The sequence below is a fragment of the Pseudomonas sp. UV AK001 genome (genome assembly GCF_046097675.1).
GTDB lineage: Bacteria > Pseudomonadota > Gammaproteobacteria > Pseudomonadales > Pseudomonadaceae > Aquipseudomonas > Aquipseudomonas kribbensis.
In genome coordinates this window covers 611,356-627,403 of record NZ_JBJUVZ010000001.1, presented here as the reverse complement: position 1 = coordinate 627,403, position 16,048 = coordinate 611,356, and the positions used below count along the sequence as shown (strand labels likewise).

The 16,048-nt window shown below is 61.1% G+C and carries 16 protein-coding genes; 10 read left to right on the top strand and 6 right to left on the bottom strand.

The features are described from left to right. Positions 1–84: 84 nt before the first annotated feature. Positions 85–294 carry a hypothetical protein gene (locus tag ACKLNA_RS02985; protein ID WP_408984808.1) on the top strand — a complete coding sequence of 70 codons (210 nt, stop codon included), beginning with the start codon at positions 85–87 and terminating at the stop codon, positions 292–294. Here ACKLNA_RS02985 and ACKLNA_RS02980 read toward each other — a convergent pair. The 4 genes from ACKLNA_RS02980 to ACKLNA_RS02965 all read right to left on the bottom strand — a co-directional run bounded on the left by ACKLNA_RS02980 (position 288) and on the right by ACKLNA_RS02965 (position 4,593). Continuing rightward, on the bottom strand, positions 288–1,718 hold the full coding sequence (locus ACKLNA_RS02980; protein WP_408984807.1) for an FAD/NAD(P)-binding protein: 1,431 nt from the start codon (positions 1,716–1,718) through the stop codon (positions 288–290). The genes ACKLNA_RS02985 and ACKLNA_RS02980 overlap by 7 nt on opposite strands. A 184-nt stretch (positions 1,719–1,902) precedes the next feature. Beyond that, complete coding sequence (locus ACKLNA_RS02975; protein ID WP_408984806.1) at positions 1,903–2,274, bottom strand: hypothetical protein; 372 nt, start codon at positions 2,272–2,274, stop codon at positions 1,903–1,905. 136 nt (positions 2,275–2,410) lie between these two features. Continuing rightward, on the bottom strand, positions 2,411–3,814 hold the full coding sequence (locus tag ACKLNA_RS02970; protein ID WP_408984805.1) for an LLM class flavin-dependent oxidoreductase: 1,404 nt from the start codon (positions 3,812–3,814) through the stop codon (positions 2,411–2,413). 215 nt (positions 3,815–4,029) lie between these two features. Next, positions 4,030–4,593 carry a helix-turn-helix domain-containing protein gene (locus tag ACKLNA_RS02965; protein ID WP_408984804.1) on the bottom strand — a complete coding sequence of 188 codons (564 nt, stop codon included), beginning with the start codon at positions 4,591–4,593 and terminating at the stop codon, positions 4,030–4,032. Between the two features lie 85 nt (positions 4,594–4,678). Between ACKLNA_RS02965 and ACKLNA_RS02960 the strand changes: the two genes are divergently transcribed. The 7 genes from ACKLNA_RS02960 to ACKLNA_RS02930 all read left to right on the top strand — a co-directional run bounded on the left by ACKLNA_RS02960 (position 4,679) and on the right by ACKLNA_RS02930 (position 11,763). After that, the gene (locus tag ACKLNA_RS02960) at positions 4,679–5,617 is read left to right on the top strand and encodes a DMT family transporter (RefSeq protein WP_408984803.1); all 939 of its coding nucleotides are present in this window, start codon (positions 4,679–4,681) and stop codon (positions 5,615–5,617) included. 106 nt (positions 5,618–5,723) lie between these two features. Then, on the top strand, positions 5,724–8,624 hold the full coding sequence (locus ACKLNA_RS02955; protein ID WP_248740875.1) for a monovalent cation/H+ antiporter subunit A: 2,901 nt from the start codon (positions 5,724–5,726) through the stop codon (positions 8,622–8,624). Next, entirely contained in the window at positions 8,624–8,968 is a 345-nt protein-coding gene (locus tag ACKLNA_RS02950; protein ID WP_003192163.1) for a Na+/H+ antiporter subunit C, read from the top strand. Before ACKLNA_RS02955 ends, ACKLNA_RS02950 begins: the two co-directional genes overlap by 1 nt. Next, positions 8,965–10,644 carry a monovalent cation/H+ antiporter subunit D gene (locus ACKLNA_RS02945; RefSeq protein WP_085731959.1) on the top strand — a complete coding sequence of 560 codons (1,680 nt, stop codon included), beginning with the start codon at positions 8,965–8,967 and terminating at the stop codon, positions 10,642–10,644. Before ACKLNA_RS02950 ends, ACKLNA_RS02945 begins: the two co-directional genes overlap by 4 nt. Further along, positions 10,641–11,129 (top strand): Na+/H+ antiporter subunit E, encoded by a 489-nt coding sequence (locus tag ACKLNA_RS02940; protein ID WP_408984802.1) that lies wholly within the window; start codon positions 10,641–10,643, stop codon positions 11,127–11,129. Before ACKLNA_RS02945 ends, ACKLNA_RS02940 begins: the two co-directional genes overlap by 4 nt. Continuing rightward, positions 11,126–11,404, top strand: coding sequence for a K+/H+ antiporter subunit F (locus ACKLNA_RS02935; protein WP_408984801.1), 279 nt, complete (start codon positions 11,126–11,128; stop codon positions 11,402–11,404). The genes ACKLNA_RS02940 and ACKLNA_RS02935 overlap by 4 nt, the downstream gene beginning before the upstream one ends. Continuing rightward, a complete protein-coding gene (locus tag ACKLNA_RS02930; RefSeq protein WP_085711416.1) occupies positions 11,401–11,763 on the top strand; it encodes a Na+/H+ antiporter subunit G in 363 nt (120 codons plus the stop codon). Before ACKLNA_RS02935 ends, ACKLNA_RS02930 begins: the two co-directional genes overlap by 4 nt. Here the strand turns inward: ACKLNA_RS02930 and ACKLNA_RS02925 are convergent. Further along, entirely contained in the window at positions 11,760–12,200 is a 441-nt protein-coding gene (locus ACKLNA_RS02925; protein WP_408984800.1) for a DUF3995 domain-containing protein, read from the bottom strand. The two genes, ACKLNA_RS02930 and ACKLNA_RS02925, sit on opposite strands and share 4 nt — an antisense overlap. Before the next feature lie 94 nt (positions 12,201–12,294). Here ACKLNA_RS02925 and ACKLNA_RS02920 point away from each other — a divergent pair, with 94 nt between their 5' ends. Continuing rightward, positions 12,295–12,681 (top strand): DUF2946 domain-containing protein, encoded by a 387-nt coding sequence (locus tag ACKLNA_RS02920; protein ID WP_096820149.1) that lies wholly within the window; start codon positions 12,295–12,297, stop codon positions 12,679–12,681. A gap of 93 nt (positions 12,682–12,774) precedes the next feature. Beyond that, positions 12,775–14,907: a TonB-dependent receptor gene (locus ACKLNA_RS02915; protein WP_408984799.1), complete on the top strand. Its 2,133-nt coding sequence runs from the start codon at positions 12,775–12,777 to the stop codon at positions 14,905–14,907. A gap of 37 nt (positions 14,908–14,944) precedes the next feature. On the opposite strand, the gene ACKLNA_RS02910 is transcribed toward ACKLNA_RS02915, so the two are convergent. Continuing rightward, positions 14,945–15,958 carry an ABC transporter substrate-binding protein gene (locus tag ACKLNA_RS02910; protein WP_408984798.1) on the bottom strand — a complete coding sequence of 338 codons (1,014 nt, stop codon included), beginning with the start codon at positions 15,956–15,958 and terminating at the stop codon, positions 14,945–14,947. Positions 15,959–16,048 lie beyond the last annotated feature (90 nt).

Sequence of the window (16,048 nt, the reverse complement as noted above, 5' to 3'; positions counted from 1 at the left end):
AACTATCTGAAAAGGTGTTTTTTCTTCTGGCGCCCGTAGCCCTAAAGTGGCAGTCATCTTCCTCCCACTTTCTGGTACAGACCCATGAAAGACTTCATTGCCCTTGGGTTTATCGTCGCCCTGATCGGTGCAACTTCCGCTGCAATCGCCAGCGCACATGGCCACGGGCCGGCGGTCGCCATGACCGGTACCTTGGATGTCGAAACCGTTGGCATTGACCGTGAGGCCAGGGGCAGTGTGGAGCAGAATCTTTACGTCGCGCAAAACGACTCCGGATTCGCCTACGACTATTGAGCCACCAGCCGCGCGGCCAACGCCTTGGCCTGCGACGCAACATCGGTCACCGCCGTACTTTCCCACCACATCCCTCTCAGTGGCGGGCCCATCGCGAACAGTCGTTGTGACACATTTCCCTGCGCATCCAGCACCGCACCGTCTACCGCCGCCGCAATCCCCAACGCCAACGGCCCCGGCTGCACCAGCCCACGGGACAGCAACTGCTGGGGTAAAGGCCGGTCTACCCGGCGCCAGTCGTATTCGATACCGCTGGAATTGATCAGCGCCGCGCCTTGCACCACGCGCGTTTCACTCTCGCCCCGACTGCGGATGCGAATGCCGACACCACCGCCCGAGACCGGCTCAAGGCCTTTATAGGACCCGGCGTGAATCCGCAGACGCCCTTCGCGATGCAGACGTTCGACCAGCTCTGCACTCAGCGGCGGCGAACGATGGTGATGGCTTTCCCACCACGGCCGCACATGCCGCACGAATTGCCGGCGCTGCACGTCGCTCGCCTGGCTCCACAGCCGACCAATATGCGCGCGCACCGTATCCAGCGGTGCCTGCCAGTCGATACCTTGCTCGATTGCTTCCCGACAATGCCGGCGCAACTCACGCACTAGCTGACGTGGCGTGCGGATGCTGTGATCCTCGGCGAGGAAGTCCACCCACGTCGGCGGCTGTCGTCGCACATGGGGCAACAGCCCGTGCCGTGAAAACACCTCGATCGGCCCGCGATGCCCGGCCTGCTCCAGCGACACCACGGCATCGACCATGGTCAGGCCGGAGCCGATGATCAGTACCGTCGATTGCGGATCGAGCTGGCGCATGGCGCTTACATCCCACGGATCGAGCCCGGCGGCGTTGAGACCGCTGGATTGCTTTTGCGGCGTACGGGCGGCGGGGAACATCCCGGTGGCGAGCACCGCGAAAACGCCTTGCAGTCTCTGGCCGTCGCCCAAGGTGAGCTGCACCGAATCCGCCGAAGTCTGCACATCAACCACTTCGGCGCGAACATGTTCGACCGTCGAACCAGTCCGCGCGCCCACCTGCTGCGCTTCGGCCAGTCGCTGCTGCACGTAGACACCAAACAGCCCCCGTGGCGGAAACAGTTCACTGACCGGCACATGTTGCTCATCCGACTCCGGCCAGCCGCCAGCGGCAATGTGAGCGGTCAGCCATTGAGTCAGGTCGTCGGCGTTGTCCGGATCGACGCTCATTCGCGCCGCGTTACCGTTGAGCGTGTGGCCCAGCTCAACCGCGCTGTACGCTTCGCCCCGGCCCAGTTCGACCCGGGGCTCGATCACCAGAATCTGACGCTGGCCCGGCAGGCGCAGCAGCTGCACCGCGAGCATTGCGCCGCTGAGGCCACCGCCGACAATCAGGATGTCGGCGTGACGGACGGACGTGGTCAAATGCTCACCTGAAACCTCATTCATGCGGTTTTCACCGTTCGCAATAATCGTGAATGAGGGTAATACCATCGTTGATAGCTCGCAGGAAGCTATTGGCCGCAAATGTCCGCGACTTGATTAATCAAACCGATTATCGGGGGCACAGAACGTGCCCGGTTAGAATCAACCGAACCGGGCATGTCTAGGTCGGACATCAATTGACTACGACTTAGTGTTCAATTACGAAATCTTTCACCTCGGAGGGTAAGTCTTTCCCCCCTCCCCCTATGTAAACGACGTATCTAAACGACGTCGGACCAGCACCTGCAAAGTCCAATAAACGCCTCTTTGATACTTCAAATTCGGTTTCACCGGAGGTTGAAAGTGTCACCGTAGCAATCAGGTCTTCATTGGCAAAAATGTCCGCTTCATCTCCTTGTTGCGGATCTGACAATGGAGCGATCACACCATTTGCATGACTGACAATTTCCGAAAGTTTAATTACGCCATTGCCATCAGCTTCTTTGAATTCCAAGACAGGTAACATAGTGATTTCCTTCCAGTTGATTTTCGTTAAAGTCGCTTCGTGCTCGACAGGCATTTACCTGCCGTGACGTGCGCTCTTACTTATTAGGGGCGGATACCCAATCAACGTCTACTGTCAGAAATTGCAGGTTCCCTGCCTTGTCCGACGGACGGTCCAATCTCATTCCACTCAACTGAGCAGCCGTTTACATCTAGACGGACGCGACCTTTTTCTCCTGCCGATGCAGCTCACCAAGGTTCCGATAGCCGCTGCCCGGATGAATCTCCGGCAGTCTCGGACCCTCGCCAAACAGCTTCTCGCGCAAGGTCCCCGGCGCGTATTCGGTCTTGTAGACACCGCGCTTTTGCAACTCCGGCACCAGCAGTTCCACGGCGTCGATAAAGGTTTCGTGGGTCAGTGCGTAGGCCAGGTTGAAGCCGTCGACGTCGGTTTCATCGATCCATTCCTGCAACAGGTCCGCCACCGTTTCCGGGCTGCCGACGAACAGCGGGCCGAAACCGCCGATCCCGACCCAGTCGGCCAGTTCGTTGGGGGTCCAGACCTTGTTCGGATCGGCCGTGGAAAATGCCTCGACCGCCGACTGAATCGCGTTGGTGTGAACGTGCTTGAGCGGTTCGTCCGGTTTAAAGCGGCTGAAGTCGATGCCGGTCCAGCCCGAAATCAGCGCCATCGCGCCCTCGTAACTCACCCAGGATTTGTACTCCTCGAACTTGGCTTTGGCCTTGGCGTCGGTTTCGCCAAGGATCACGGTTTGCAGGTTGAAGATCAGGATCTTCGACGGATCGCGTCCGGCCTCGGCGGCGCGGCGGCGGATGTCGGCCACAGTCTTCTTCAGCAGCACCTTGGACGGTGCCGCGACAAACACGCATTCGGCATGCTCGGCTGCGAACTGCTTGCCCCGGCTGGATGCGCCTGCCTGATAGAGAACCGGCGTGCGCTGCGGCGACGGTTCACAAAGGTGAATGCCCGGCACCTGGAAGTGTTTACCGTGGTGGCGAATCTCGTGGATCTTGCTCGGGTCGCTGAAGATCCGCCGTTCACGATCCCGCAAAATCGCGCCCTCTTCCCAACTGCCTTCCCAGAGCTTGTAGCAGACCTCCAGGTATTCCTCGGCGAAGTCGTAGCGCGCATCGTGCTCGGTCTGGGCTTGCTGGCCGATGTTCTTCGCGCCGCTCTCCAGATACGAGGTGACAATGTTCCAGCCGGCCCGGCCCTTGGTCAGGTGATCGAGGGTCGACAGGCGTCGGGCGAACGGATACGGATGTTCGAAGGACAACGAAGCGGTCAGGCCGAACCCCAGGTGCTCGGTCACCAGCGCCATTGGCGGGATCAATTGCAACGGATCGTTGACCGGCACCTGCGCCGCCTGCCGGATGGCCGCTTCGCCATTGCCGTTGTACACGTCGTAGATGCCCAGCACATCGGCGATGAACAAACCGTCGAACTTGCCGCGCTCGAGGATTTTCGCCAGATCGGTCCAGTACTCCAGATCCTTGTACTGCCAGGAACGGTCACGCGGATGCGCCCACAGGCCCGGCGACTGGTGGCCGACGCAATTCATGTCGAAGGCGTTGAGACGGATTTCGCGGGGCATCAGAAGGCACTCCCGACTTTCAGGAGGCGTTTAGAGGTGCGATTAGAAGCGGTCATGTGAGGCGACTCCGTGGTTCCGGATGAGGATCCAGAACCCATAGCAGAAGTCATGCCTGAATATATTTTCGTTATTTATCAATAGATTGAAATGAAAACCTAAAGCAATCTGCACACATAAAAGAACAAACTGTTCATCTGCTGTCGGCCCGGCAACAGTCAGATCACCACATTACGCACGAAGCGCGCCGCGACGTCCCCGTCATTGCGATAGGTGTGCGGCTGGTTGCTGGCGAACATGAAAAATTCCCCGGCGGCGATGTGCTGCGGCTGTTCGCCGAGCATCAGGGTCAGGCAGCCCTCGAACACGAAAATCTGCTCGCTCCAGCCTTCGGCATCCGCCTGCGAGGGATAGACCTCCCCCGGTTGCAGGCACCACTCCCATTGTTCCACTTCACGGGTCGCGGCAGCCTTCGACAACAACACCGCTTTGCTGCCGGGAATGCTGCCGGCCCAGGCCAGTTCATTGATGCGGCTCGGGTCGCGATTGTCCGGCGCCTGGATCAGATCACTGAAGGCCACTTCGAGGGCTTCGGCGACGCGGTCGAGGGTGGTCAGGCTGACGTTTTTCTCGCCGGCTTCTATCGCCACCAACATGCGCCGACTGACTCCGGACTTTTCCGCGAGGGCTGTCTGGCTCATGTCGGCGGCGTGACGCAGGCGCCGGACGTTCTGGCTGACGTGTTGCAGGACCGAAGCCCGTTGAACAGAATCTTTGTGCACTATATTGCTCACTGGCTGGGGTTGGGCAGTATACTGCGCAACATTTGGCGCATTGTGCGTCCCCTCTTCAAAAGTGCGCAAGATCATGACGTCAGCCAGCTCCCCCCAAACTCCCCTGCGGTTTTCCCGTTTCAGTAAAGCCGAGTGCGTGCTCGTGCTCATCACCATGCTGTGGGGCGGCACCTTTCTGCTGGTGCAGCACGCGATGACCGTCAGCGGCCCGATGTTTTTCGTCGGCCTGCGCTTTGCCGCAGCGGCGAGCATCGTGGCGCTGTTTTCGTGGAAGCACCTGCGTGAGCTGACCCTGTTCGAACTCAAGGCCGGCGCCTTCATCGGCGTGGCGATCCTGCTCGGTTATGGTTTGCAGACCGTTGGCTTGCAGAGCATTCCGAGCAGCCAGTCGGCGTTCATCACCGCGCTGTACGTGCCGTTTGTGCCTTTGCTGCAATGGCTGGTGCTGGGCCGGCGTCCGGGTTTGATGCCGAGCATCGGCATCATGCTGGCGTTTACCGGGTTGATGCTGTTGTCGGGGCCGTCCGGCGCTTCATTGAATTTCAGTCCCGGGGAAATCGCCACGCTGATCAGTGCCATCGCCATAGCGGCCGAGATCATCCTGATCAGTAACTATGCCGGGCAGGTCGATGTGCGCCGGGTGACGGTGGTGCAACTGGCGACGACTTCGGCATTGTCGTTTCTGATGGTGGTACCGACCGGTGAGGCGATTCCCGACTTTTCCTGGTTGCTGCTGAGCACAGCTCTGGGATTAGGCGCGATGAGTGCGGCCATTCAGGTGGCGATGAACTGGGCGCAGAAAAGTGTTTCGCCAACCCGCGCGACCTTGATCTACGCCGGTGAGCCGGTGTGGGCCGGGATCGCCGGACGGATTGCCGGCGAGCGTCTGCCTGCAATTGCATTGGTGGGTGCGGGACTGATTGTGGCGGCGGTGATTGTCAGTGAGTTGAAGACCAAGGGCAAAGCGACACAAGCGGTCACAGAAGAGTTCGAGCGCAAGACAGAAGGCTAAGCGGGGTTTTTACGACTACCTTGTAGGATTCAGAGACATCCTCGCGTTTGGCGATCCGGGAGCTGGCACGTATGATGCTTCACAAACTTCCGCAGATTAGAAGCCTATGTCCCTGATAGTTCTACTGCTTCTGCCTTTTGTGGGCAGCTGTCTGGCAGCCGTGCTGCCGCACAACGCACGTAACGCCGAATCCCTGCTGGCAGGCCTGGTCGCTTTGATCGGCACTGTCTCGGTCGCCCTGCTGTACCCGCAAATCGCCCATGGCGGCGTGATCCGCGAAGAATTCACGTGGTTGCCCAGCCTGGGGCTGAACTTCGTCCTGCGCATGGACGGCTTCGCCTGGCTGTTCTCCATGCTGGTGCTGGGTATCGGCACCCTCGTTTCCTTATATGCCCGTTATTACATGTCGCCGGATGACCCGGTGCCGCGTTTCTTCGCGTTCTTCCTGGCCTTCATGGGCGCCATGCTCGGGCTGGTGATCTCCGGCAACCTGATCCAGATCGTGTTCTTCTGGGAACTGACCAGCCTCTTCTCGTTCCTGTTGATCGGCTACTGGCACCACCGCCACGACGCCCGGCGCGGCGCCTACATGGCGTTGATGGTCACCGGCGCGGGAGGATTGTGCCTGCTGGCGGGGGTCATGATCCTCGGCCATGTGGTCGGCAGCTATGACCTGGACAAGGTCCTGGCCGCCGGCGATCTGATTCGTGCACATGCCCTCTACCCCATCCTGCTTCCTCTCATTCTCATCGGCGCCCTCAGCAAAAGCGCCCAGTTCCCCTTCCACTTCTGGCTGCCCCACGCGATGGCGGCGCCGACACCGGTTTCGGCCTATCTGCACTCGGCGACCATGGTCAAGGCCGGGGTTTTCCTGCTCGCGCGGTTGTGGCCGTCGCTGTCCGGCAGCGAAGAATGGTTCTACATCGTCAGCGGCGCCGGAGCCGCCACACTGTTGCTCGGCGCGTACTGCGCGATGTTCCAGAATGACCTCAAGGGCCTGCTGGCCTACTCGACCATCAGCCACCTCGGCCTGATCACGTTGCTGCTGGGTCTGAATAGTCCACTGGCAGCGGTCGCGGCGGTGTTCCACATTCTCAACCATGCGACCTTCAAGGCTTCGCTGTTCATGGCCGCCGGGATCATTGACCACGAAAGTGGCACCCGCGATATCCGCAAGCTCAACGGCCTGTTCAAACTGATCCCGTTCACCGCCACCCTGGCGATGGTGGCCAGTGCCTCCATGGCCGGCGTTCCGTTGCTCAACGGTTTCCTGTCGAAAGAAATGTTCTTCGCCGAAACCGTGTTCATCAACGCCACCGCGTGGGTTGAAGCGACATTGCCAATCGTCGCGACCATCGCCGGCACGTTCAGCGTTGCCTATTCGCTGCGCTTCACCGTCGACGTGTTTTTCGGCCCCACCGCCACTGACCTGCCCCACACCCCGCACGAACCGCCACGCTGGATGCGCGCCCCGGTTGAACTGCTGGTATTCACCTGCCTGCTGGTAGGGATTTTCCCGGCCCAGATCGTCGGCCCGTTGCTGGCAGCCGCTGCACTGCCGGTAGTCGGTGGCGTGCTGCCGGAGTACAGCCTGGCGATCTGGCACGGTCTCAATGCGCCAATGATCATGAGCCTGATTGCCATGTCCGGCGGCATCGTGGTCTATCTGCTATTGCGCAATCAGCTCAAGCGCGGCCGTTTCAAGTTCCCGCCGCTGGTGGGCCGCTTCAACGGCAAGCGCCTGTTCGAGCGCAGCCTCGTCGCGATGATGCGCCTGGCTCGGCGACTGGAGCGGCGGATCGGCACCAAACGCCTGCAAACCCAGCTGTTCCTGATGGTGCTGGCGGCGGTGCTCGCCGGACTGATCCCGATGCTGCACAGCAGCCTGAGCTGGGGCGACCGGCCGAAGATTCCCGGTTCCATCGTGTTCGTGACCCTGTGGCTGCTGGCAATCGCCTGCGCCCTCGGCGCCGCGTGGCAGGCCAAGTATCACCGTCTCGCCGCCCTGACCATGGTCAGCGTCTGTGGCCTGATGACCTGCGTGACCTTCGTCTGGTTCTCGGCGCCGGATCTGGCCCTGACGCAACTGGTGGTCGAAGTGGTGACCACGGTGCTGATCCTGCTCGGCCTGCGCTGGCTGCCACGGCGGATCGAAGAGGTTTCACCGTTGCCAAGCAGTCTGCGCAAGGCCCGTGTGCGTCGTCTGCGCGACCTGCTGCTGTCGATTGCCGTGGGCGGCGGCATGGCGCTGCTGTCCTACGCGATGCTGACCCGGCAGACCCCGAACGACATTTCCTCGTTCTACCTGAGCCGCGCCCTGCCTGAAGGCGGCGGCAGCAACGTGGTCAACGTGATGCTGGTGGACTTCCGTGGTTTCGACACCCTCGGCGAAATCACCGTGCTGGTGGCCGTGGCGCTGACCGTATTCGCCCTGCTGCGTCGCTTCCGCCCGCCAAAAGAAAGCCTGCAACTGCCAGCCCAGCAACGCCTGCTGGCGCCGGACGTGGTCACCGATCTGGTCAACCCGCGTTCGGCCAGCGACACCGCGCTCGGTTTCATGATGGTGCCGGCGGTGCTGGTGCGCCTGCTGCTGCCGATTGCACTGGTGGTGTCTTTCTATCTATTCATGCGTGGACATAACCAGCCAGGTGGCGGCTTCGTCGCCGGTCTGGTGATGTCGGTGGCGTTCATCCTGCAATACATGGTCGCCGGCACCCAATGGGTGGAGGCGCAAATGAGCCTGCGACCGTTGCGCTGGATGGGTACCGGACTGCTGTTCGCCACGGTCACCGGTCTCGGCGCAATGCTGGTGGGCTATCCGTTCCTCACCACGCATACCTGGCACTTCAGTCTGCCGGTGCTGGGCGATATCCATATCGCCAGTGCATTGTTCTTCGACATCGGCGTGTATGCAGTGGTGGTCGGTTCAACACTGTTGATCCTCACCGCCCTCGCCCACCAGTCGGTCCGGGGTCACAAAACCGCTGCCATCAAAGGAGCCGTCTGATGGAAGAAGTCATCGCAATCGCCATCGGCGTGCTCGCCGCGTCCGGGGTCTGGCTGATCCTTCGTCCGCGGACGTTCCAGGTGGTCATGGGCCTGTGCCTGCTGTCCTACGGCGTCAATCTGTTCATCTTCAGCATGGGCAGCCTGTTCATCGGCAAAGAACCGATCATCAAGGACGGCGTACCTCAGGACCTGCTCAACTACACCGACCCGTTGCCCCAGGCATTGGTACTGACGGCCATTGTCATCAGCTTCGCCATGACCGCGCTGTTCCTCGTGGTATTGCTCGCATCGCGGGGCCTGACCGGCACCGACCACGTTGACGGAAGGGAGCCCAAGGAATGACGGCGATGACCCACCTGATCGCCGCACCGATTCTGCTACCGCTGCTGACCGCCGCCATCATGCTGATGCTCGGCGAAAAGCACCGTCCGCTGAAGGCGAAGATCAACCTGTTCTCCACCATGCTGGGCCTTGTGGTATCCCTGCTGTTGCTGCAATGGACTCAGACCACCGGCGTACCCGGCTCCATCGGCGTCTATCTGCCGGGCAACTGGCAGGTGCCGTTCGGCATTGTGCTGGTAGTCGATCGGCTGTCGGCGTTGATGCTGGTACTGACCGGCATCATCGGCGTCAGCGCCCTGCTCTTCGCCATGGCGCGCTGGGATGGCGCAGGCTCGAGCTTCCACGCGTTGTTCCAGATTCAGTTGATGGGTCTGTACGGTGCGTTCCTGACGGCGGACCTGTTCAACCTGTTCGTGTTCTTCGAAGTGCTGCTGGCGGCGTCCTACGGCTTGCTGCTCCACGGCTCGGGGCGGGCGCGGGTGTCGTCGGGGCTGCATTACATTTCGATCAACCTGCTGGCCTCATCACTGTTCCTGATTGGCGCGGCGCTGATCTATGGCGTCACCGGCACGTTGAACATGGCCGACCTTGCGATGAAGATTCCGCTGGTGCCGGAAGCCGACCGTGGCTTGCTGCATGCCGGTGCGGCGATTCTGGCGGTGGCATTCCTGGCCAAGGCCGGGATGTGGCCGCTGAACTTCTGGCTGGTGCCGGCCTATTCCTCGGCCAGCGCGCCGGTGGCGGCGATGTTCGCGATCATGACCAAGGTCGGCGTCTACACCTTGCTGCGCCTGTGGACGCTGCTGTTCTCCGGGCAGGCCGGCGCTTCGGCCTACTTCGGCGGTGACTGGCTGATCTATGGCGGCATGGCGACCATGCTCTGCGCCGGCGTGGCGATCATCGCCGCACAACGCCTGGAGCGCATGGCCAGCCTGAGCATTCTGGTGTCGGCGGGAATTCTTCTGTCGGCCGTGGGTTTCGCCCAGCCGAACCTGATCGGCGCGGCGCTGTTCTATCTGGTCAGCTCAACCCTGGCCCTGAGCGCGCTGTTCCTGCTGGCGGAACTGATCGAACGTTCACGCACAGCCGTGGAAGTGCCGCTGGAAGACGAAAACGAGCTGCTGCCGCGTCCGCAGCAATGGCAGCCACCGGTCAAGGGCATCAACCTCGACGATGACCAGAAAGCCGTGGTCGGCCAGGTGATTCCGTGGACCATGGCCTTCCTCGGCCTGAGCTTCATTGCCTGTGCGCTGCTGATCATCGGCATGCCGCCGCTGTCGGGGTTCATCGGCAAGCTGAGCCTGATAGGCGCCCTGCTCAATCCGTTGGGGCTCGGCACTGGCGAACCGATCTCGAATGCTGCCTGGGCGTTGCTGGCACTGTTGATCCTCACCGGACTCGGCTCGCTGATGGCGTTCTCGCGCCTGGGCATCCAGCGCTTCTGGTCGCCGGAGGAACGCCCGTCGCCCGTGCTGCGCAAACTGGAATGCACGCCGATTTTCCTGCTGCTCGGCCTGAGCATCGCCCTGACCTTCAAGGCTGAACCGCTGCTGCGTTACACCCAGGCCGCCGCAGACGCGTTGAACAACCCGCAGCAATACGTGATGGCGGTGCTTGGCACGCGCGCCGTACCGAGCCCGGAAGCCAAGGCAGCGCTGCTGGAGGTGCAACCATGAAGCGCCTGTTTCCTGCTCCGTGGCTGTCGCTTGCATTGTGGTTGCTGTGGCTGGTGCTGAACCTGTCGATCAGCCCCGGCAACCTGCTGCTGGGGGCGGCGCTGGGCTTCTGCGCGCCGCTGATGATGCGCAAGTTGCGCCCGCAACAGATCCATATCCGCCGCCCCGGCACAATTCTGCGACTGTTTCTGCTGGTCGGGCGTGACGTGATCGTCTCCAACCTGCAGGTGGCCTGGGGCGTTCTCAACGCCGGTCGCCGGCCGCCCCGCTCGCGATTCGTCAAGGTGCCGCTGGACCTTCGCGATGCCAACGGTCTGGCAGCGCTGTCGATGATCTGTACGGTCGTGCCCGGCACCGTGTGGTCGGAACTGGCGCTGGATCGCAGCATTCTGTTGCTGCACGTCTGGGATCTGAATGACGAAGCGCAATTCATCGAGCACTTCAAGGTCACCTACGAGCAGCCGTTGATGGAGATTTTCGAATGAGCCTGCTGCTGTCGAATGCGATTCTGCTGACGCTGTTCCTGTTCTCGCTGGCGATGGTGCTGACGCTGATTCGCCTGTTCAAAGGGCCATCGGCACAGGATCGGGTACTGGCGCTGGACTACCTGTACATCGTCGCCATGCTGATGATGCTGACCTTGGGGATTCGCTACTCCAGCGACACCTATTTCGAAGCGGCGCTGCTGATCGCGCTGTTCGGTTTCGTCGGCTCGTTTGCCCTGGCGAAATTCCTCCTGCGTGGCGAGGTGATCGAATGAACGCTGAATTGTCTCTGTGGGTGGAAATCCCGGTGGCGATCCTGCTGGTGCTCAGCGGTGTGTTTGCCCTGATCGGCGCGACCGGCCTGTTGCGGATGAAGGACTATTTCCAGCGCATGCATCCGCCGGCGCTGGCCTCGACCCTGGGCGCGTGGTGCGTGGCGCTGGCGTCGATCATCTGTTTTTCCGCGCTCAAGTCCGGGCCGGTGCTGCACGCGTGGCTGATCCCGATCCTGCTGGCGATCACCGTGCCGGTAACCACCCTGCTGCTGGCGCGGGCGGCGTTGTTCCGCAAGCGCATGGCCGGCGACGATGTGCCGGCTGAAGTGAGCAGTCGACGCACCGAAAGCGGCAGCTAGATCCAGGCGACGGCCAACAGCCCGGCTCCCAATATCAGACACAGTGGCGAATAAACCCAAGTGTCGAGCCGGGCAAAGCTTGATCCCTTCACTTCCTTGAAGAAACCCACCAGTTCCGAATCGCCGATCGCCCTCGCGAACATCAGCAGCGCAATCGCGCTGATCACCCATTGCAACGCCCAGTGATGCACCGGCGAAAACCACCAGCCCACCCTCATACACACCAGTGCGGCAATCAGTAGCAGGGCTGCTGCTACCACCAGCGTGATCCAGCCTGACGCTTTGAACGCCGGCCTGAGGGTCTGCCCGCCGTTATCCGCCGGAACCTGCGGTATCACCGCCACGGTCGCCCACTGCCCACCCATCGCCCAATAAACATGCATCAGGCTGATCGCCGCAAATATCGTCACCAGCCATTGAGCCAACACAAAGGTCATGGTCGAGAATCCTTTCAAGGGATTTGAACAAAACATCCTAGTCGGCATTTTTCCATGTGCACGACCGGTCGGCGGTGCGGTAAAGTGCCGCCCCATGAAATTCACCCGTTCCGATCGCTCACTGCTGGCCTGGATGCTCTATTGCTGCGTCCTGTTCAACGTGTTCGCCTGCAGCATCGGTCACGGACAAATGGTCGGGATGCAGCTCAACGGTATCGGCGGTCAATTCTGCGCCGTCGACCCGAGCACCCAGGCGCCACTCGCGTCCAATCCTTCCGAAGAAAAACTGCCAACCCTGGCCAAGGCTTTCGGTTGCCCGCTGTGCTCCACCGGCGGCATGGGCCCGGCGTTCAACTCCAGCCTGACCCTGGCGATCCTGCCGGAACAACACAGCCCTCCGCTGCCGGTCATTGTCAGCGCCGACCTCCCTGCCCGCTTCACCTGGCCTTCGGCCAATCCTCGCGCCCCGCCGCTCGCCTGAGTGTCTTTGCCTTTTTGATTTGTCAGCCCATTGCGCCAACGCGTGGCGTTCGCCTGTGCGCTGACTCCTAGACAAGCATTCAGGATTCAAACGATGAAACAACTTACCTTGCTGGCGAGCCTGTGCGGCTGCCTGTCCGTCAACGCCTGGGCCCAATCCACCGTGGATCTGGCGCCGATCACCATCGACGGCGAATCCGCCGCCGAACCTGGCCTGAGCCTCGACCAGTCCAGCGGCATGGCTTCACGTCTCGGTTTGAGCGTGCGCGACACTCCAGCCTCGGTGGCCATCGCCAATCGCAACGACATCGAGCGTCATGGGTCGCAAAACTTCCAGGACGCGGCCAACACTCTGCCGGGCGTGAACGCCAGTGCGCCGCCTGGTTTTGGCGGATTCGTGTCCTATCGCGGCTTCACCAGCAGCCAGATCACCCAGATGTTCAACGGCATCAATGTCTCTGGCGGACTGGCACGGCCGGTAGATTCGTGGATCTATGACCGGGTGGAACTGGTCGGCGGTCCGTCGTCGCTGATCAACGGCGCAGGCTCGGTCGGCGGTTCGCTGAACTACGTGACCAAACTGGCGACGCGCGACGAGCAAGCCGCCGAAGGCCGGGTCAGCTACGGCACCTACGACACCACCGAAACCGCATTCGGCCTCAACCACGCCCTGAGCCAGCCCGGCGCCGACGTGCAGCATTACGCGCGCCTCGACGTCAGCCACAACACCAGCAACGGCTACATCGACCGTCAGGAACGCGATGCCTGGAGCATGGCGTTCTCATTGCTCAGCGACCTGACGCCGAACCTGTCGCATACCTTGGCCCTGGAATATCAGGACGAACACGAAGACAGCCCGTACTGGGGCACGCCGGTACTCAACCCTAAGGCTGGCGAGTTAAAGATCGACAAACACAACCGCTTCAACAACTACAACGTCGAGGATGGCAGATACGAGCAACGGACGATCTGGGTACGCTCGATCATCGATTACCGGATCAACGACAGCACCACCCTGCGCAACACGCTCTATCACCTCGACAGCCAGCGCGATTACCGCAACCTCGAAACCTATCAATACAACGCCGACAACAGCGCCGTGAACCGCTCCACGGCCTATCAGGTCCGGCATCAGGGTGAACAGGACGGCAATCAGTTCGAGTTGCGCCACGACAACACCCTGTTCGGCCTCGCCACCACCTGGTCCGGCGGCTTCGAATACAAGGTCAACCAGACCACCAACTCGCCGCTGAACGTGAAAGGCGCGAGCACCGTGGACCCGAACAATTATCGTCCGGGGCACTTCTATGACATTCCGGGCACGAAGCCCGGTTTTGTCAGCGACAAGACCAACGAGGTCACCACCAAAGCCTTGTTCGTCGAGAACCGCCTGGCGCTGACCGACAAGCTTTCGTTGCTCACCGGCCTGCGCTACGACGACATCGACCTGGACGTGACCAACCATCGCACGGTGACGGCGAGCAACCCGCGCCATCTCAAGCGCAGTTGGGAGCCTGTCACCGGGCGCGTCGGCCTGACGTATCAGTTCATTCCGTCAGCCAATGTCTATGCGCAATACAGCACCGCCGCCGAGCAACCCGGTGGTACTCAGGACTTCGATGTTTCAACGGGTAAGCAATGGGAAATCGGCAGCAAGTTCGACTACCTGAACGGGCGTGGGTCGGCGACGGTGGCCGCCTACACCATCGAGCGCAAGGACTTCGCGGTGACGGACCCACTGGACCCGACCAACAGCATTCCCGTCGGCCAGCAGACGTCCAAAGGCATCGAGATTGCCAGCTCCCTGCGGATCACCGACAAGCTGCTGGCCGAGGGCAATTTCGCCTGGGTTGATGCGCAATACGATGAGTTCAACGAAAAGAACGCCGCCGGCGTGGTGGTTTCACGCAAGGGCAACACGCCGACCAATGTGCCGGACCGGGTCGGTAATCTGTGGCTGACCTATGACTTTTCCCCACAGTGGCAAGGTGGCGTTGATGCGCGGTATGTGGCGTCGGTGTATGCGGACAATGCCAACACCACGACCGTACCGTCATACACCCTGTTCGGGAGTTTCCTCAGCTACAAGGTCGATTCGCACACCACCGTCACCGGCCGGGTGCGCAACCTGACCAACGAGGTGTATGCCGAGTTCGCCCATGTGTCCCCGGCGTATTACCTGGGCACGCCGCGCACCTTTGAGCTGGCGGTACAGACCCGCTTCTGACAAACAGCGGCGAGGGAGAAACTCCCTCGCCACACGGCTACAAACCTGCCTGAACCTTCTCCGCCACATCCTTCGGCAACCACGCCTGCCACACATCCGGATGGGTTTTCATGAACGCCTCCGCCGCTTCCCGTGGCGGAGTGTGTTTCTCGCTCATATCAGCCAGCGCCTTGTTCAAATCATCGATCGGAAAATCGACCTTGCTGAAGAACGCCGCGATCTGCGGGTATTGCTTCTGAAACGGCGCAGACACCCCGATCGACAGTTTCGAGGCCAATGAACGGGTCGGTTTCGGATTGGGATTATCGGCGTCGGTGAGGGTCTTCCAGGCCTCGGCGTCGAACGGCGGCTCTTCCAGTTGCACCAGCTTGAACTTGCCGAGCAACGGCGTCGGCGACCAGTAATAGAACAGCACCGGTTTGCCCCGACGAATCGATGAACTGATTTCGGCATCCAGTGCCGCACCGGAGCCGCTACGGAAATTGGTGAAGTCATCCTGCAGCCCGTACGCCGTGAGCTTCTGCTTGTTCACCACTTCCGAGGTCCAGCCGATCGGGCTGTTGAGGAACCGCCCCTTGCTCGGGGTTTCCGGATCCTTGAACACGTCCTTGTACTTCTTCAGATCACTGACGCTGCGCAAGTCCGGCGCCAGCGGCTTGATGCCTTTGGCGGCATCGCCTTTGATCACGTATTCCGGCACCCACCAGCCTTCGGTAGCTCCCTTGACTGTATCGCCCAGACTGGCGACCTTGCCTTCCGCCTCGGCCTTGACCCACACCGGACTGCGCCCGGCCCACTCCTCGCCTATGACCTGAATGTCATTGTTAGCGAGCGCGGTTTCCAGAGTGATGGTGGTGCCCGGCAACGTATCCGTTGGCAGGCCATAACCCTTCTCGACGATGATTCGCAGAACATCGGTGATCAGGCTGCCGCTTTCCCAGTTCAGGTCGGCGAAGTGAATCGGGGTCTGTGCCGCATTGACCGCTGGCATCGCAGCCATCAAGCCCATTGTGACCAGCCCAGCGGCCAGCCACCGTCGAAATCCGTTCATGCTTTGCACCTCGTGCTGTTCACAGCAATAGCAGGATGGCCTGACAGAAGACCACAAGCCTCTGAATACTCAGTCAACTGACTGTAGACG

Excerpts from the sequence above, each read along its gene's own strand:
- ACKLNA_RS02985 (WP_408984808.1), top strand. The coding sequence starts at position 85 with ATGAAAGACTTCATTGCCCTTGGGTTTATCGTCGCCCTGATCGGTGCA.
- ACKLNA_RS02980 (WP_408984807.1), bottom strand. The coding sequence starts at position 1,718 with ATGAATGAGGTTTCAGGTGAGCATTTGACCACGTCCGTCCGTCACGCC.
- ACKLNA_RS02975 (WP_408984806.1), bottom strand. The coding sequence starts at position 2,274 with ATGCCTGTCGAGCACGAAGCGACTTTAACGAAAATCAACTGGAAGGAA.
- ACKLNA_RS02970 (WP_408984805.1), bottom strand. The coding sequence starts at position 3,814 with ATGCCCCGCGAAATCCGTCTCAACGCCTTCGACATGAATTGCGTCGGC.
- ACKLNA_RS02960 (WP_408984803.1), top strand. The coding sequence starts at position 4,679 with ATGACGTCAGCCAGCTCCCCCCAAACTCCCCTGCGGTTTTCCCGTTTC.
- ACKLNA_RS02955 (WP_248740875.1), top strand. The coding sequence starts at position 5,724 with ATGTCCCTGATAGTTCTACTGCTTCTGCCTTTTGTGGGCAGCTGTCTG.
- ACKLNA_RS02950 (WP_003192163.1), top strand. The coding sequence starts at position 8,624 with ATGGAAGAAGTCATCGCAATCGCCATCGGCGTGCTCGCCGCGTCCGGG.
- ACKLNA_RS02945 (WP_085731959.1), top strand. The coding sequence starts at position 8,965 with ATGACGGCGATGACCCACCTGATCGCCGCACCGATTCTGCTACCGCTG.
- ACKLNA_RS02940 (WP_408984802.1), top strand. The coding sequence starts at position 10,641 with ATGAAGCGCCTGTTTCCTGCTCCGTGGCTGTCGCTTGCATTGTGGTTG.
- ACKLNA_RS02935 (WP_408984801.1), top strand. The coding sequence starts at position 11,126 with ATGAGCCTGCTGCTGTCGAATGCGATTCTGCTGACGCTGTTCCTGTTC.
- ACKLNA_RS02930 (WP_085711416.1), top strand. The coding sequence starts at position 11,401 with ATGAACGCTGAATTGTCTCTGTGGGTGGAAATCCCGGTGGCGATCCTG.
- ACKLNA_RS02925 (WP_408984800.1), bottom strand. The coding sequence starts at position 12,200 with ATGACCTTTGTGTTGGCTCAATGGCTGGTGACGATATTTGCGGCGATC.
- ACKLNA_RS02920 (WP_096820149.1), top strand. The coding sequence starts at position 12,295 with ATGAAATTCACCCGTTCCGATCGCTCACTGCTGGCCTGGATGCTCTAT.
- ACKLNA_RS02915 (WP_408984799.1), top strand. The coding sequence starts at position 12,775 with ATGAAACAACTTACCTTGCTGGCGAGCCTGTGCGGCTGCCTGTCCGTC.
- ACKLNA_RS02910 (WP_408984798.1), bottom strand. The coding sequence starts at position 15,958 with ATGAACGGATTTCGACGGTGGCTGGCCGCTGGGCTGGTCACAATGGGC.